Annotated in this window: 10 protein-coding genes; 3 read left to right on the top strand and 7 right to left on the bottom strand. The window is 63.4% G+C overall.

Features of this window, described 5'->3' with window-relative positions:
- Positions 1-134: 134 nt before the first annotated feature.
- From AC3A5O_RS12860 to AC3A5O_RS12835, 6 genes are all read right to left on the bottom strand, one after another.
- Positions 135-1334, bottom strand: a complete 1200-nt coding sequence (locus AC3A5O_RS12860) for an HlyD/EmrA/EmrK family protein (RefSeq protein ID WP_122568154.1) — start codon at positions 1332-1334, stop codon at positions 135-137.
- A 15-nt stretch (positions 1335-1349) separates the two neighbouring features.
- Positions 1350-2819 carry an efflux transporter outer membrane subunit gene (locus AC3A5O_RS12855; RefSeq protein WP_305470475.1) on the bottom strand — a complete coding sequence of 490 codons (1470 nt, stop codon included), beginning with the start codon at positions 2817-2819 and terminating at the stop codon, positions 1350-1352.
- On the bottom strand, positions 2816-3289 hold the full coding sequence (locus AC3A5O_RS12850) for a MarR family winged helix-turn-helix transcriptional regulator (RefSeq protein WP_487753252.1): 474 nt from the start codon (positions 3287-3289) through the stop codon (positions 2816-2818). Before AC3A5O_RS12850 ends, AC3A5O_RS12855 begins: the two co-directional genes overlap by 4 nt.
- A gap of 240 nt (positions 3290-3529) precedes the next feature.
- Positions 3530-7216: a translocation/assembly module TamB domain-containing protein gene (locus AC3A5O_RS12845; protein WP_487753251.1), complete on the bottom strand. Its 3687-nt coding sequence runs from the start codon at positions 7214-7216 to the stop codon at positions 3530-3532.
- Positions 7213-8940, bottom strand: a complete 1728-nt coding sequence (locus tag AC3A5O_RS12840) for an autotransporter assembly complex protein TamA (RefSeq protein WP_305470473.1) — start codon at positions 8938-8940, stop codon at positions 7213-7215. The genes AC3A5O_RS12845 and AC3A5O_RS12840 overlap by 4 nt, the downstream gene beginning before the upstream one ends.
- Positions 8941-9005: 65 nt before the next feature.
- Positions 9006-9656, bottom strand: a complete 651-nt coding sequence (locus AC3A5O_RS12835; protein ID WP_122568149.1) for a GNAT family N-acetyltransferase — start codon at positions 9654-9656, stop codon at positions 9006-9008.
- Positions 9657-9833: 177 nt separating this feature from the next.
- On the opposite strand from AC3A5O_RS12835, the gene xthA reads away from it, so the two are divergent.
- The 3 genes from xthA to AC3A5O_RS12820 all read left to right on the top strand — a co-directional run bounded on the left by xthA (position 9834) and on the right by AC3A5O_RS12820 (position 13046).
- Complete coding sequence (gene xthA / locus AC3A5O_RS12830; protein ID WP_487753250.1) at positions 9834-10646, top strand: exodeoxyribonuclease III; 813 nt, start codon at positions 9834-9836, stop codon at positions 10644-10646.
- A gap of 235 nt (positions 10647-10881) precedes the next feature.
- Complete coding sequence (locus AC3A5O_RS12825; RefSeq protein WP_460079118.1) at positions 10882-12216, top strand: substrate-binding domain-containing protein; 1335 nt, start codon at positions 10882-10884, stop codon at positions 12214-12216.
- Positions 12217-12704: 488 nt separating this feature from the next.
- A complete protein-coding gene (locus AC3A5O_RS12820) occupies positions 12705-13046 on the top strand; it encodes a DUF6124 family protein (protein WP_487753277.1) in 342 nt (113 codons plus the stop codon).
- A gap of 335 nt (positions 13047-13381) precedes the next feature.
- On the opposite strand, the gene AC3A5O_RS12815 is transcribed toward AC3A5O_RS12820, so the two are convergent.
- Positions 13382-14620: a M20/M25/M40 family metallo-hydrolase gene (locus AC3A5O_RS12815; protein WP_487753249.1), complete on the bottom strand. Its 1239-nt coding sequence runs from the start codon at positions 14618-14620 to the stop codon at positions 13382-13384.
- Positions 14621-14664 lie beyond the last annotated feature (44 nt).

Below are 14664 nucleotides of genomic sequence, written 5' to 3'. Positions count from 1 at the left end.
GCAAGACACAACCCTGTGGGAGCAAGGCTTGCCCGCGATGGCGTCCTACCAGTCAATATCGCTGTTGACCATCACACCGCCATCGCGGGCAAGCCTTGCTCCCACAGATTTCAGAGGTTGGCCTGCAATTGCGATCAGCGCTGCGCGGTCTTGCTCGCCGCGGCACTGTTGTCGTGGATCAGCCGCGTGATCATCGCGTCGGCATCGGCCAACTGCCGGTCATAGACCTGGGTGCTGAACGAGGCTTTCTGCGGCGGCTGCTGGGCCAGCACCGGACCGCTCTGGTCGTGCAGGTTGACGCTGACCTGGGTCGACAGGCCGACCCGCAACGGATGCTTGGCCAACTCCTGGGCATTGATGTGAATGCGCACCGGCACCCGCTGGACGATCTTGATCCAGTTCCCCGTGGCGTTCTGCGCCGGCAGCAAGGCAAACGCACTGCCGGTCCCGGCGCCCAGGCTGTCGATGGTGCCGCTGTACTTCACATCGCTGCCGTACAGGTCGGCTTCGATGTCCACCGGCTGGCCAATGCGCATGTCACGCAGTTGGGTTTCCTTGAAGTTGGCGTCGATCCACAGCTGATCCAGCGGGATCACCGCCATCAAGGCCGTGCCCGGCTGCACCCGTTGGCCCAATTGCACGGTGCGCTTGGCGACATAACCGGTGACCGGCGCGATCAAGGTGCTGCGGGCGTTGGTCAGGAAGGCCTGGCGCAATTGCGCGGCGGCGGCTTGCACGTCGGGATGGGACGACACCACGGTATCGTCCACCAAGGCGCTGCTGGTCTTGAGCTGTTGCCGGGTATTGGCCAAGGCGTTCTGCGCCGAGGTCAGGTCATCCCGGGCGTGGGACAGCTCTTCCTGGGAAATCGCCCCGCCGGCCGCCAGGTTCTTGCGTCGGCTGTAGTTTTCCTGGGCTTTTTGCACCTCGGCCTCTTGGGCATTGACCTGCGCCCGCATGCCGTCGACGTTGCTGTACAAGCCCCGCACTTGGCGCACCGTGCGGGCCAGATTGGCCTGGGCACTTTGCAGCCCGACTTCGGCGTCGTTCGGGTCGAACTGCACCAGCACCTGGCCTTCACGCACCAAATCACCATCGTCGGCACCGATGCTCACTACGGTCCCGGTGACCTGCGGGGTGATCTCCACCACGTTGCCGTTCACATAGGCATCGTCGGTGCTTTCGCTCCAGCGGCCATACAGTTCATGCCAGCCCCATACACCCAGGCCCGCGAGAATGACGATCAGCGCCAGTGCCAATAGCATGACCTTGCGCTTGCGTGGGTTGCCGCTGTCTTGCGTTTGTTCGGATTGAGTCGTTTCGGCAGTCGCCATGACAAGTCCCTCGAATCAGTGGGTCGGCGTGGCAGCGGTCGGCGTGGCCGCCGCCAGGCTCTGGGCTTCGAAACCACCGCCCAGGGCCTGCATCAGTTGGATCGACAAATCGATCTGTTCGGCATTCAGGTTCGCCAGTTGGCGCTGGGCCTGGAGCAGTTGCTGCTCGATGCTCAACACGTCCAGGTAATTACCGATGCCCGAGCCGTAGCGCTGGACCACGGTGTCGTAGGAGTTCTGTGCGATGTCGGTGGCATGTTGCTGGGCACCGATCTGACGAGCGATGTCGCGCAACTGGTTGATGGTGTCGCTGACATCGCCAAGGGCCGTGACCAGGCTCTTGTTGTACTGCGCCACCGCCAGGTCGTAATCGGCGTCCCGGGCATCCAGGTCCGCCCGCAAACGGCCGCCATCGAAGATCGGCAGCGACACGGTCGGCGCCACGTTGAAGAAGCGGCTGGCCGAACCGAACATCGCATCGCCGAGCAATGACTGCACCCCCGCCGCCGCACTCAGATTGAGGTTGGGGTAGAAATTGGTCTTGCCGGCTTCGATGTTCTTGCTGGCCGCCTCGACCCGCCAGCGCGCCGCGACCAAGTCCGGACGGCGACCCAGCAACTCGGCCGGCAGGTTCGACGGCAAGGCGACCGCGCTGGCTTGCAGCACATTGGGCCGGGCGATTTCATTGCCGCGATCCGGGCCCTTGCCCAGCAATACCGCCAGGGCGATCTTGGCGCTTTGCAGGCGTTTCTCGGCGTCGATCAGAGTCGCATCGGCGCTGGCTTCCAGGCTTTCGGTCTGCTGGAACTGGTACTCGCTGTCGATCCCGGCGCTGAGGCGGCGCTTGCCCAGGTCGAGCATCTGCCGGGTGCGCTTGAGGTCTTCGGCGGCCAGATCATGAATGATGTGGGCCTGGCCCAGGTCGCTGTAGGCCCGGGCCACGTCGGCGGCCAGGGTCAGTTGCGCGGCCTGGCGATCGATCTCGGCGGCGCGGGCCTGGCCCAGGGCGGCTTCCCAGGCGGCACGCTGGCCACCCCAGAGGTCGAAGTTGTAGTTGAAGTCCACACTCAGCGAACGCAGGGTGCTGTACGCCCCGCCCTGCCCTTGCGGATCCTGGTCACGGGCCAGGCGCGAACGGCTGACGCTGCCACTGGCATCCAGGGTCGGCAGGCGCGCCGCGTTGGCGGCATAGGCCGCGGCACTGGCCTGGTGGACCCGGGCGCTGGCGACCTGCATGTCCGGGCTGTCGCGCAGGGCTTCACGGATCAGGCCGTCGAGTTGCGGGTCACCGAGGCTTTTCCACCAGTCGTTTTTCGGCCACGCGGCCGGCGACAGCGTGACCCCGGTCAGGGACTGTCCAGCCTGGAGGCTCTTGGCCTCGAGGCTGACGCCTTCGGTCTTCAGGCCGCTGTAGCTGGCACAACCGGCGAGGCTCATGGCCAACAGCACCAGGCTCAAGCGGGCACGCAAGGTTTGACGTTTCATTTCTCCCCCAATCGCAACACAGTGATGGGATCACCGGCGGCGAGCAGTATTTTCTTGAGGATGTCTTCGAGGGTTTGCAGCTCCTCGCGGCTGATGGCGCCGGCCAGCTGGTTCATGGCGTCGGCACCAATGAACGGCAGGCGATCGGCGAGGGCCTGGCCGGCTTCGGTCAGTACCAATTGCACCTGGCGCCGGTCCTCTGCCGAGCGTTGGCGGACCAGGAAACCTTTCTGCTCCAGGCGATCGAGCATCCGCGTCATCGAGCCGCTGTCCAGGGACAGGTAGCGACACAGCTCGACCGACGTGTCGATGCCGTGCTGGGCCATGATGATCAACACCTTGAACTGCGCGGCGGTGATGCCGACGGGCTCCATGTGGGTGTCGATGATCCGGTCCTTGAGCAGCGCGGCGCGGCCGAGCAGCATGCCGAGGTGGCAATTGTGAAAGTCGTCTGGGGTGAAATGCTTCATCTGAGCACCGTTTGCTGCCTAGGCAGTGAATGTATGTCGAAATATTACTGCTTAGGCAGCAAATGTCAAACAAATAGTTAGCTTGCTACTAACCAGCAGACGAAATGCCGACAAACCTGTGGGAAAAACCAATGTGGGAGCGAGCTTGCTCGCGATAGCGGTGGATCAGCCAACATGACTGTCAACTGACATACCGCTATCGCGAGCAAGCTCGCTCCCACAGGGGGATTGGGGAAGGGTTTAGAAATCGCGCTTGTAGAAGATATCCAGCGAACTGGCGACGCCGCTGGCGGCTTCGAGGTAGACCTTCTTGCTGAGCTTGTAGCGCAGGGCGATGGTGTTGGCCGGTTCGAACACGCCGACGCCGTAGCGCAGGCTGAGTTTTTCCGAGAGGTTGCCGCTGGCGACCACGCTGGTGGTGTTGCCGCTGCCTTGGGTGTCGAGTTGGAAATCATCGATACCCAGGTTACTGGCCAGGCTGCTGGTCACGCCCGAACTGCCCATCAGCCCCAGGCCCAGCGCAGCCTGGGCAAGCATGTTGTTGTCCTCGCCCGTGGTGCTCAGCGGCCGGCCCAGTACCAGGTAGGACAACGCCTGCTCCTGGCTCATGGCCGGCTCGGAGAAGATCTGCGTGGTCGGTTGCTCGGCGCTGCCGCTCAAGCGGATGCCGGCGATCACGTCGTCGGTCTGGCGAATCGCTTCGATGTCCAGGTAGGGCTGGTCGATGGGGCCGGCGAACAGCAGCCGTGCCCGGCGCACCGTCAGCCGTTGCCCGTAGGCCCGATAGCGGCCGTCGTTGAGCCACAGTTCACCGCGGGTGTCCATGTTGTCGCCGATGTGCACCTGGCCTTGCACGTTGGCCGTCAGGCCGAAACCCGAGAACGCGAGCTTGTCCTGGCCGACGATCACGTCGATGTCCATCGCCATGGCTATCGGCGCCTTGCCCTCCTCGGTCTGGTGGCCGACGATCACCGTATCATCCGACACCTTGACGGTGGACGGCGGCAGTTCGCGGACGGTGATCTCGCCTTTGGGCACCAGGACCTTGCCGGCAATGGAAAGCTGCTCGCCCTGCATCGTGATGTTCAGGTCCGGGGCGACATCGAGCACCGCGTACGGTTCGACGGTGACCGGCAACTGCGAGCCCTTGAGGGCCAGGTTCAGGGTCAGGGCCTCGCCCCAGCCGATGTTTCCCGTCAGGCTGCCCCGCCCACTCTTGCCGCTTTTCCAGTTGCCGTCGAGCCGTACCGTTTCGCCGGCAATCATCGCCCGCACCTGCAGGGCTTCGAGGCTGACCGGCAGTTCCGGCCCGGAGACTTCGCCGTCGCTGAGCACCAGGTTGCCGTTGACCTGGGGCGCGAGCAAGCCACCGGACAACGTCCCGCTGCCGTTCAGGTGCCCCGTGAGGGTTTCCACCATCGGCATGAACGGCCGGGCCACGGACAGGTCCACACCGGTCAGGCGGAACGAGCCGCTCAAGGGCTTGCTCGCCGGCAGCGGGTTGATCTGCGCCTGGAGCATCAGTTCGCCGAGCTTGGCGCCGACGAAATTCAGGTCGGTATCGATGCGCTTGGGGGTCAGACGACTGTTGAGCGTCAGGGTCTGATAAGGGAAGTCCAGCCATTGCGGCTTATCGCTCTCCTTATCCCGAATCCGCAAAGTACCGCCGCTGGCGTCCACCTGGATCCGGCCATTCGGGCCGCTGGCCGGCAAGTCCAGTTGCAGGTCCGCGTTGAGCCGGCCCTGCCAGGCAAAATCCTTGGGCATCCACTGGGCCAGGCTTTCGATGGGGAATTGTTTGAGGTGGTAGCGCAGCTTCGGCTCCGGCATCAGCCGTTGGTCTTCACCGCACAGGCTGGCATCAAAGGAACGCCAGCAATGGGCGCCGACGTTGAGCGTGCCATCGGCCAGGCGCTCCAGTTTCGCCGGGGCTTGCAGGCGCCAGGCTTGACCGCCGGCCTGCACCGCGCCGCTGGCCAGGCGTCCGCGCCAATTGCCCTGGTCGAGGGCGCCGTCGAGCGCCAGGGTCGTGTCGAGCTGCGGCCCCTGCAAGTCCAGGTTGAGTGTTTGCCGTTTGATGTCGCCCTGCCCGCTGACGGTCAGCACGCCCAACGAAGTTTCACCGGCGCGGATACCGCTGGCCTTGAGGTCGAGCTTGCCGCGCTGGGCACTGTCGAGGGTCGCGTCCAGGTTCAGGCTTTGCAGGCGATTGTCCTGAAATGCCAGTTGCGTGCCTTGCAGGCCGAGCTTGCCTTGGGGCGCCTTGAGTGTGCCGGCGACATCGACCCGGCCGACCACTTGGCCGCGCAGTTGCGGCCAGAGCTGGGCCAGGCGGGCGAGCTTGATGTCGATCTGGCCGGTGAGCTTCTGTTGCAGGCTGCCGCTGCCGTTGATGCGGTTGTCCCCCAGGCGGATGTCCAGCGCGCTGAGGTTCCACTGCTCGCCGGCGCCGCTGGCCTTGGCCTGGAACAGCGCCGGTTGGCCACGCAGCTGGCCCTTGAGATCCAGCTCTGCGTCGAGGTCGAGGCGCTCGTTCTTCATTGCCCCTTTGCTGCGCAACGGCCCGGCCAGGGTCCCGGGCAGTTCACCGAGCCAGTACGCCGGGTTGATGGCCGACAGTTGCAGCGCCGTGTCCCAGGCGATGCCGTCGGCAAATTGCAGGCTCAGATGCCCTTCGGCCTTACCCTGCCCCGCGGCGAGCTTGAGCTGCGGCAGGTGGATTTGCGTCAGGTCGCCGCTGAACGGGCTGTCCAGGCTAAAGGCCCCGGCGGGTCCGTCCAGCGCAGCCTGGAAATTGCCCAGGTAGTTGCCATCGGTGTACGAGACTTCGCCATTGAAGCTGCGCAACGTCACCTGCGGCTCGTCGATCAGCGGATACAGGCGATGCCAGGGGAAATCCAACCAGGCGACTTTCGCCTCGGCACTCAGGCCTTCGCGCCAGTCCACTTGACCGCTGAGTTTCAGGCTTTGCTGATTGCCGGCATCCAGATCCAGGCCGGCGATCCGGGCGCCATTGGCGTCCACAGTGCCTTGCAGCAGCAACGCGACCGGCCCTTGTTCGGCGGGCAATGTCGCCTTGCCGAGCAATTGATAACCCTTCTTCAGATCGCCTTCGCCGGTCAATTCCAGCTGATTGAGCAACAAGGTGTCCGGCAGATCGGCGCTGGCCTTGAAGCCATCGCCGGTGATGCGCACCTTGGCGGGCAGGTTGTCCGCCAGCGGTTGCAGCTCACCGGTCAACTGGCCTTGCAGGTAACCGCTGCTGTCGGCCTTGAGGTGGAGGGTCTTGAGCAGGTTGCCGTCGACTTTCAGGTCCAGGGTCCAGGGCGTGGCCCCCGGCGCCGGCAAGGTCAACCGGCCTTCGGCATTCAATGGCCAGTCGCCGCCGGGCTTGAGCAAGCCGGACAGCGTCAGGCCCAGTTCGTCGCGCTGCAATTGCACCGAGTCGATCTGCAGACCCTCGGCAGTCCAGTGGGCAACCAATTGCAGGCCCTTGAGCTGCTCGCTGCCGTTGAACGACAGACTGCCGACCTGCACATCGCCCAGTTCGATGGCGAGCGGCAAGTCCAGGTCCGGCAAGCTGATCGGACCGCTGCTCGGCTCATCGGCCGAGGCTGGCAACTGCAAGGCGACCTGGTCGGCCTTGAGCTGTTCGATGCACAGGGTCATGCGCGCCAGGCACAGCGGTGACCAGGCGAATATCAGCCGATCCACCTCCACCCGACTGTCGCCTTGCTGCCACAGCAGGTGATCGGCGCTCCACTGCCCGCCCAGCCGCCCCTGGAAATTCTCCACGTTCAGCCCCGGCACCAGGCCAAGGGCCCAGCGGCTGCCAAAGGCCGTGCCCAGCACCACGCTCAAGGCCAGCACGACTGCCACCAGCACCCCGGCGAGCGCTAACAGCGTCCTCTTCACACCACGCGTCACAACTCAGGCCCCATGGAAAAGTGCAATCGAATGCCGCCTTCATCGTCCATCGCATGGGCCAGGTCGAGGCGGATCGGCCCCACCGGCGACACCCAGCGCACGCCGACACCTACGCCGGTCTTCAAGCTCGGCAGCTCAAGGCTGTTAAAGGAGTTGCCCTGGTCGACGAACGTCGCCACCCGCCATTTTTCCGCGACGGAATATTGGTACTCAAGGCTGCCGGCGACCATGTAACGTCCGCCGATACGGTCGCCCTCGGCGTTTTCCGGCGACAGGCTCTGGTAGTCGTAACCCCGCACACTCTGGTCGCCACCGGCGAAAAAACGCAGGGACGGCGGGATGGATTTGTAGCCATTGGTGGCGCTGCCGCCGATCTGCGCCCGAGCCAGCAGGCGATGTTTGTCGAACACCGTGGTCAGGCCCTTGACCATGGCGGTGCCGTATACCAGGTTGTTGTCCGAGCCCAGCCCTTCCTTGGCGACCTTGGTGTCGAACTGCAAACGGTAGCCGTTGTGCGGGTCGATGCGGTTGTCGCTGCGCAGGTAGGAATAGCTCACGCCCGGCATCAACAGCGTGCTCAGCCCCGCATCGTCGCCGAGGCGATACTCCTCGCGCTGCCACTTGAGCGACACCACCCGCTGCCAGCCACTGGGCAACTTGCTGTGCCATTCCGGGCCCACGGTGAGCAGTTTGCTGAGGCTGTCGGTGCCGGCCAGTTCTTCATATTGATAGCCGCCGGCGTAGCGCATCTTGTCGGTCAGCGGCGGGTCCAGCGGCACGTCGTACCACAGGCCGACGTTCTGCCGGGGCGCCGACACTTCCGCTTCCCAGCCATAGCTGTGGCCCTGGGGGTTGACCCAGTGGCGCGTCCAGTTGGCTTTGGCCCGGGGGCCGACGTCGGTGGAAAAACCCAGGCCCAGGCCCATGGTGCGCGGCTTGCGCGTATCGAGCTTGACCGCCACCGGAATGACATTGTTGGTGGCTGCGGTGGGGGCCGCATCCACCCGAACACCTTCAAAATAGCCGCTCGATTGCAAGGCCTGGTTGAGTTCGGCAATCAGCTCGGAGTCGTAGGGCGCACCCGCCTTGAACGGCACCATGCGTCGCAGCAGGTCTTCGTCGAACGGCGTGTCGCCCTCGAAGCTCACCGGGCCCAAGGCATAGCGCGGGCCACTGTCGTAGACCAGTTCGATGTCGGCGATGCCCGCCTGGGGGTCCACCAGGAGTTTCTGCTGGGTGAAGCGCCCGCTGAAAAAACCATAGCGCGAGGCTTGGTTCTGGATCACCCGCTTGGCGTCTTCATAGCGACCATGGTTGAGCACTGCGCCGGGTTTCAGGGCGGCGTTGCTGGGTACGCGAAAGGCCTTGAGCGCCGCCGCCGGGCCATCGATGCGCACGGTGACGTTGCGCAGGTGCACCGGCTCGCCGGGGTCGATGGTGAGCACCAGGCGTGGGTCCTTGCCGCCCTTGACCTCACTGTCGATCTGCGGCTGGTAGTAGCCCAGCGCCTGGGCGGCCTTGCGCGCCTGCTCCTCGGCGCCGCGACTGAAGCGCAGCAAGGCCTCCTCATCACGATCACCCAAGCCACCGATGTAACCTTCTACGTTGGCCTTGAGTTCGTCGTTGGACGGCTGGACGCGTACTTCCAATTCACTGTTTGCCAGCGCCGCGCAGCTGAGGGACAGCAAAAGCGCGCCACGGGTCATTCTTCCTGAGAGGTTCATGGCGCGGATGCTATCACGAGCGTAGGTGCCTGATAGAGCCGGACATTTCGCAAAAGTTCGACCGATTAACCCGTTGCGCTTTGCAGAACCTGTGGGTTGGCGTGGAAGAACACATGCTCGCGGATCGGTCCTACCGCAACCTCACCGATTTCCTCGTAACCCTGGCGTTTATAAAACTCAAGATAACGCGGGTTGCCAGTGTCCAGCACCACCCCTCGGGAATGCTCGTCCACCGCACACCAGTTATGGACCGCCTCGAGCAACTGCTCGCCGAAATGCTTGCCCTGGAACTGCGGATGAATCCCCAGCAGCGGCAATACATGGACCGCATCCGACGGCAGGCAGGCCAGCACCGCCGCGTGGTACTCCAGATAGCGCCGGGTGCAACGGAAACCAGTGCTCAAGACCATGCGCAGGCGCCAGGCCCAACTTTCGGTGATGCCCAAGCGCCGCTGTGGCGGGGCGATCAGGGCGATGCCGATCAGGCGGTCGTTGACCAGAAGGCCAATGGCCGGCAGGTCCTGGAGAAAATGCTGCTTGACCAGCTCACGCACCGTAGCCCGCACCCGCTGTTCATAACCGGGACGCTCGGATTCGAACAGGTAGCTGAAGGTCGGCTCATGGCGATAGGCCTGGTACAGCAACGAACGGGCTTCACGGGAATAACCACTGTCGAGCATATGGACGTCGGCGATGGCGGTTGCAGTTTCAGGCATGGTGTTGGATCTCCTGGGGCGAGGCTCGGTGAGGCCCTGCTCTTATTGAGTACGAACCCGAGAGGGTCGTGATCGTTCCTACATGCAAAGGACATTAGCAGCGCATTTGTCCTACTGCCACGCTGGCTCCCTTCCCACATGTCAGCTAGCATCGCAGTTTTGCCAGGACAGCCGACCATGAAGATCGTCTCCTTCAACATCAATGGGCTGCGCGCCCGCCCCCATCAGCTGGCGGCGCTGATCGAGAAGCACCAGCCGGATGTGATCGGGCTGCAGGAAACCAAGGTTCACGACGAGCAATTCCCCCTGGCCGAGGTGCAGGCCCTGGGTTATCACGTGCATTACCACGGGCAAAAAGGCCACTACGGCGTCGCCCTGCTCTCCCGCCAGGCGCCGCTGAGCCTGTACAAAGGCTTCGACAGTGACGACGAGGACGCCCAGCGGCGCTTCATCTGGGGCACCTTCGCCGATGCCAACGGCGTGCCGGTGACCATCATGAACGGTTACTTCCCCCAGGGTGAAAGCCGCGACCACCCGACCAAATTCCCGGCCAAGGAGCGTTTCTATAGCGATTTGCAGCAACTGCTGGAAAGCCGCTTCAGCAACGACCAGCCAGTGGTGGTGATGGGCGACGTGAACATTTCCCCGGAAGACTGCGACATCGGCATTGGCCCGGACAACATGAAGCGCTGGCTGAAGACCGGCAAGTGCAGCTTCCTGCCGGAAGAGCGCGAATGGATGGTCCGCCTGAAGAACTGGGGCCTGGTGGACAGCTTCCGCCACCTGAACCCGGACGTCACCGACCGTTTCAGCTGGTTCGACTACCGCAGCCGCGGTTTCGAGGACGAGCCCAAACGCGGCCTGCGCATCGACCTGATCCTCACTTCCCACGGCCTGCTGCCACGGGTCAAGGACGCTGGCGTGGACTATGAGCTGCGGGGCATGGAAAAACCATCGGACCATGCGCCGATCTGGTTGCAACTGAGCTGATCGCGTCACATCAAACCCTGTGGGAGCGAGCCTGTGGGAGCAAAGCTTGCTCGCGATGAACGATGACACGGTCCCGCCGTTAAATCGGGTCGCCTGTATCGCGAGCAAGCTTTGCTCCCACAACACACCGCTCCCGCACCACTCTGCTACACCTGACAAGTCGCACCCCTGTCACCTTTCAGTAACCTGACTGACTTAATCTTCCGGCACTTCCTCGGGTTCAGAAGGTGCCGGCATGCGGCTGTGTGTTGTGGTTTTCATGGGCCTCTGGCTGCCGTTCGTGGCATGGGCCGGCAAGTTGCCCATTCCCGAACAGGGCCCAGCCTTGCGCCTCCAGGGCTCCAATACCATCGGCGCGGCGCTGGGGCCGGCCCTGGTCAGAGGCTTGATGGAGGATCAGGGCCTGCGCAGGGTCAGCAGTGAAATCACCGGGCGTGACAACGAGCAACGCATCGTCGGCCAGACTGCCGATGGCCGGCGGGTGGAAGTCGACATCGCGGCCCACGGCTCCAGCACCGGTTTCGCCGCCCTCAAGCAGGCCAGCGCCGACCTGGCCGCCTCTTCCCGGCCGATCAAGGACAGTGAACTGAAGGAATTGTCGTCCCTGGGCGACCTGAAAAGTCCTGCCGCCGAGCAGGTCATCGCCATCGATGGCTTGGCGATCATCCTTCATCCCCACAACCCGCTGCAGCAACTCGATACCGTGCAACTGGCGCGGATATTCAGCGGCGAGGCGAAAACCTGGGAGGCCGTCGGCGGGACGGGCGGGCCGATTCATTTGTATGCCCGGGATGAACAGTCCGGCACCTACGACACCTTCAAGGAGCTGGTGCTCAGCCGACAGGGCAAACGCCTGGATCCTAGCGCCCGGCGCTTCGAGTCCAGCGAACAGTTGTCCGACGCTGTCAGCCAGGACCCACAAGGCATCGGTTTCATCGGTTTGCCCTACGTGCGCCAGGCCAAGGCGCTGGCCATTGTCGACGGCGCTTCCCAACCCATGCTGCCGCTCAACCACCTGATCGCCACCGAGGACTACCCACTCTCCCGGCGCCTGTTCTTCTATTTGCCCCCCTGGGGCACCAACCCGTGGGCCGAGGCCTTGGTGGCGTTCGCCCAAAGCGACAAGGGCCAGGCCATCGTCGCGGCCAACGGGTTCATCGCCCAGACCGTCCAGGCCATGGCCGTCACGCCGAATGCACTGATGCCCGAGGGCTACCAGGCCCTGAGCCGCCACGCCCAACGCTTGAACGTGAATTTCCGCTTCGAAGAAGGCAGCGCCAGCCTGGACAACAAGGCCCACCAGGACCTGGGCCGTGTGCTCGACTATATAAAGCAGCACGGCAAAACCGATCGACGCGTAACGCTGGTGGGTTTTGGCGACGCCAAGGACGACCCGGCGCGGGCCGACCTGTTGTCCAAGCTGCGGGCCATGGCGGTGCGGCGGGAGCTGGTCAAATACGGTGTGGCGCTACGGGAAGTGCGAGGGTTCGGCGCCTTGATGCCGGTGGCGGCCAACAGCGAGGATGAGGGTCGGGTTCGGAATCGGCGGGTGGAGGTTTGGGTTTACTGAACCCGCCAAGCGGCGCAACAAAAATCCCGGTGGGAGCAAAGCTTGCTCGCGATGCAGGCACCTCGGTTCGCCAGGAGACCGCGTCATCTTCATCGCGGGCAAGCCTTGCTCCCACAGCGGGGCGGTGCGACGTTTCGCTAAATTCCCTCACCACAAACGCCTGGATGTTTACCTCATTACTCTTGATGTAAGACCGAACGACCTCACCTTGCGCCATTGCCTACAACTGCGCCAGAATCCGCCGGCTTGTGCGCCTTGGGGCCAGGGCTTTATCGTTTTCGGGTCGCTGACGAATCAGCGATCGGGTTTGGTAGCCCGGGTAAAACTAAGGCGCACAGCTCCGGCATATTCATTATGGCGGCTGTGCGCGGGGCGCCCTTGTGGCGCGCTGGGTTTGCCTTGGTACCCGGTCTACCAACCTGCGTATAGCCGCCACCTAATGTTTGGTAGCAAAAGGTTGCGGCTCCAATTACCAAGGAGTTTCGTCCATTTTCAAGCCAACACCGAACCCACCGGATACCGATCCATCATCAAAAGCGTTCGACAAAGCCGCCGACCGCATCCTCGACCACTACCTCAAGCCCAAACCCAGCAAACCCGAGGCTGATCCCGGCCAACTCTTCACGGTCATCAACGGTGTCGACACCGAATCCCTGCTCGCCAACCTCAGCGAAACCCTCGCCTCGGCCACCGCCATGCTCAGCGACCTGGCCTTCGACCTGGAAGGCTCAAGGCGCCACATTGCCCTGGGCATCCACCAATTGATCGAGTTGAGTGGACAGCTGGCAAACCGAGCACTGGACAACGTCGAAGCGCGCCCTTCGACATAGCGCATCCCCCTGTGGCGAGGGAGCTTGCTCCCGCTGGGTCGCGAAGCGGCCCCAAGCATTTTGTGCTGAATCAAAAAACTTGGGCCTGCTGCGCAGTCCAGCGGGAGCAAGCTCCCTCGCCACAAAAGCCTTGTGTTTATCGTATTAGCATCGGTATAGGAGCGAACCACCGAGTCTTGCAGCACATCTCCCCTGTGGGAGCGAGCTTGCTCGCGAAGGCGGTGAATCAGTCGACATCATCATTAACTGACACGCCGCTATCGCGAGCAAGCTCGCTCCCACAGGGTTTAACCGTTCACCCTATACCCTGCCAGCGCTACGAACGGCATAGCGCGTTACCGCCCCGCCAACTCCATGATCATCCGCGACAACAGATAAATCCGTGGCACCACGCTCTCGACTTCGGCATATTCCTGCGGCGTATGAATGTTGCCGCCGACAATGCCAAACCCATCCAGCGTAGGCGTGCCGACGCCGGCCGAGAGGCTGGCGTCCGCCGCGCCGCCGCTGCCCTCTTCAGTGAGCTTGCGCCCCAGCTCGCCATAGATGCCTTGGGCCATGGCCATCAACCGGTCCGATTCCGCCGTCTGTGGCATCGGCGGCAAACCGCGCTTGAGGCTGGTGGTGACCTCGGTGTCGGCGATTAGCTTGTCCTGGGACACCCGGGCCAGGTCTTTTTCGATGCGGTCGAACTCTTCCGGCACCACCGCCCGCACATCGGCCTTGGCGCTCGCCTGATCGGGAATGACGTTGGTCCGGTCGCCAGCCTTGAGCACCGTGAAGTTGATGGTGGTTTTCTTATCCGCATCGCCGAGCTTGCCCAATTGCAGAATCTGGTGCGCGGCTTCCATCGCCGCATTGCGCCCCAGTTCCGGCGCGACACCGGCGTGGGATGCCTTGCCCTTGACCTCCACCAGCGCCGTGGCACTGCCCTTGCGCCACACCACCAGACCGTCGGCCGGGCGACCCGGCTCGAGGTTGAGGGTCACGTCATGGGCCTTGGCGGTTTTCTTGATCAGGTCGGTGGCCACATCCGAACCGGTTTCTTCACTGGCGTCGAGCAGGAAGGTGATTTGCGCGTAGTTCTTGAAATCGAGGTTCTTGAGAACTTTCAAGGCGTAGATCCCGGCGACGATGCCACCCTTGTCGTCCATCACCCCCGGCCCGTAGGCGCGGCCATCCTTGATGTGGAACGGACGCTCGGCGGCCGAACCTTCCTTGAACACCGTGTCCATATGGGCCATCAGCAGAATTTTCGCTTTACCGGTGCCCTTGAGAGTCGCCAGGATGTGCTGGCTACCATCCGAGTTCGGCACCTGCTCGATGGTCGCGCCCAACCTTTTCAGTTCGTCGATGGCAATGTCGCCGACCTGGGTCAACCCCGGCACATACCCGGAGCCGGAGTCGATATTCACCAGCCGCTCCAGTAGCTTCAGGGCTTCGTCCTTGTACTGCTGCGCATCGGTCAGGATTTGTTGATGGGGTTGCGCCAAAGCTATGGGGGTGAAGGCGCACAGGGCCAGGCTCAGGCCGAGACTGACGGCCAGACGGGAGCGAACAGCGGTCATCGTCATGATTTCATCCTTGTTCCGTATCGAGGGAGTGCCCTGGGCACCCT

This window comes from Pseudomonas sp. Soil_N_39 (genome assembly GCF_057655955.1).
This window is presented reverse-complemented; position numbering and strand designations above follow the sequence as displayed.